Below are 2,644 nucleotides of genomic sequence, written 5' to 3'. Positions count from 1 at the left end.
TGCAGGAAACCAAGACGCTGAGGGTCAGCCAGAACGCGTGACCAACATCGTGTTCATGGGTATGGGTGAACCCCTGGCTAACTACAACCGCCTCATGACGGCGGTGCGTACGATGCTGGCTCCCCAGCCTGAAGGCTTGGGTATGTCTGCTCGCCACATCACCGTTTCTTCTGTGGGGCTCGCTCCCGCTATTCACAAGCTCGCAGACGAAGGTCTGCAGCTTACCTTCGCTCTGTCTCTCCACGCCCCTGATGACGAACTCCGTGATGAGCTCATCCCGGTGACATCGAATACGCCTTGATCAAAGACATGAACGACCATGCCTGGCGTGCTGATCTGTTGGCAGACAAGCTCAATGAACGCGGTCGCGGTTGGGTTCATGTGAACCCTATTCCCCTCAACCCCACCCCCGGATCCATCTGGACTGCCTCCGAGCCTCACATTGCGAGAGAGTTTGTCCGCCGCATTGAAGAGCGCGGTATTCCCACCACCTTGCGTGATACGCGCGGCAAGGATATTGATGGGGCCTGTGGCCAGCTGGCAGCAGCTGACTAACAGCTAGGAAACCCTCAAAAATAGGTGTCACTACGGGGTTTATCCCTGCCTGAGACATAGTGTTTTTCATGTGTGGCCCCGTAATCGAAAGTCTGGCGACGAGTCGTTAGAACCTGAAGAGACTCCGTCGAACATCGGCGAGCAGATCTCGATCGATGACGACCCATTCCCCGAGCTTTCGGCCGAGGCAGAACCTGCTGTTGATCTGCTTGCTCCCACCGCGGGAAGCCTCAACTCCGCGCTGTCGAACATCAACGTGGCAGAGCCTGTCTGGAACCAGTGGCGTGAAGAACTTGCTGTTGTCGGTGGCACCTCACCCCTGATTCAGTTCGTCGATACTCCTCGCACTCGTATTGAGCTCACCTCAATACACCCCGGTGGTCTGCCCTCGTTTATCTCGGGCAAGCCCACCCTGCTCTCGAACCTGATTCGTGAAGAGTTCGCTCTGCGTAACGCTCGATTGGCTGCGGCAGCTATCTCGGCCAAGAGCACCGAGATGCGTTCGATGCGCAGCATCGAATCTGTCTACCTCGCCCTCGGTATTGCCAAGTGGACCTTCCAGGACCGCGACTACTGTGGCCCAGTGTTGCTGCGCCCGATGTCGCTGCGTCGCTATGGCAAAGACTTTGAACTCAAGCTCAGTGGTCAGCCTTTCCTGAACCCTCAGCTCGCACGTGCTTTGGAGAGCCAGCTCGGTATCGCACTAGATGCTGACTCGTTCGTTGCGCTAGCCAACCTCGATGGCATGTTCAACCCACTGCCTGTCATTGAGCGCTTGCGTGGACTGACTCAGCACCTGAGTAACTTCGAGGTGGAGCCTCGCCTGGTTGCCTCGAGCTTCTCTGATCTCTCCGCCGCGATGGTGGCGGACGTTCAAGAGCTCGCTCACCCCATCTTGGATGCGCTCGCCGGGAATGTCACCGCGCGCACTCGCCTCACCAACGAACACAAGGACGCTGTCGTTGTCGGTCAGGACGAACGTCCACCGGCAACGGACACTTTGTTGCTCGATGCAGATGCTGAGCAAGAGAACATCGTGGCCGAGATTGCCGCCGGTAATTCTCTGGTTGTGAAGACGCTGCCGGGCACGGGTGGAACGCAGACCATTGTGAACGCCATTGGTGTTCTCACCGGTGCACACAAGCGCGTGCTGGTTGTGGGTGCTCGTCGCTCAAGCCTCGACTCTGTTGTTCACCGTTTGGGTCAGGTTGGTCTCGACGGTCTCACCGTTTCCCCTCGCACGCTGCGTCGCGATCTAATCAATGCCATCCTGCGTAATGAGAAAGCCACGCGCCCCAACGTCACCGACGTGGACGACGCCCTGCTTCGTTTGCGCAAGGTTCTGCTGGACTACCGCAGCTCGCTCACCCGCAAAGACGAAGTTCTCGGCGTCTCTGTTCTGGATTCACTCGAAGAGCTCTCTCGTTTGAGCTTGCTTCCCACTCCGCCTTCGACCACAGCTCGCTTACCTCGCCGCGCCATCGAAGGCCTCGCGAACTCTCGACCCCAGGCGGCAGCCAGTCTGATCAAGGCTGCAGCCCTCGGTGAATTCCGTTACGGCCCTGATGACTCTCCTTGGTATGGGGCAAACTTCCCCACGCCTGAGGAAACCACCGCTGCACACGAGCAGGCCAAGCGCTTGCACACCACCGAGCTACCCAAGTTGCTCGAACGTGCTGAAGAAGTTTTCAGCCGCACCAAGATGCGTCCCTTCGAGAACCTCGAAGAGCTCGGCATATATCTCGAACTTCTCGTGAACATTCGCGAGACCCTGGATAAGTTCCTGCCCTCGGTATATGACCGCCCGCTCACTGAGCTGATCACTGCCACCTCTGGTCGAGGTAGCGGCATGAGCGGCGGCGACCGTCGACGTCTGAAGAAATTGGCCTTCGAATACGTGCGTCCTGGTGCGAACGTCCCCGACATGCACGAGGCTCTTACCGAGATTCAGCAGCAGCGTGTGCTGTGGCAGCGCTACGTTGTTGCCGGTGCAGTTCCTGAGGTTCCAGTTGGCGTTGCAGACCTGCTTGCCAACTACGACAAGGTCTTGTCTGAACTCGTTGTTCTCGACATTGCTTTGGGACTCAAT

At 58.0% G+C, this 2,644-nt stretch carries 2 pseudogenes; both read left to right on the top strand.

Annotation, left to right across the window (positions count from 1 at the left end):
- Positions 1 to 555 (top strand): annotated as a pseudogene (locus RR877_RS10325) (23S rRNA (adenine(2503)-C(2))-methyltransferase RlmN); the annotation flags it as partial.
- A gap of 70 nt (positions 556 to 625) precedes the next feature.
- Positions 626 to 2,644 (top strand): annotated as a pseudogene (locus RR877_RS10320) (AAA family ATPase); the annotation flags it as partial.

The sequence above is a fragment of the Aurantimicrobium sp. genome (genome assembly GCF_036667855.1).
Classification (GTDB): Bacteria; Actinomycetota; Actinomycetes; order Actinomycetales; family Microbacteriaceae; genus Aurantimicrobium.
Note: the sequence above shows the minus strand (reverse complement) of the source record. Positions and strands in the feature narration are given on the sequence as shown.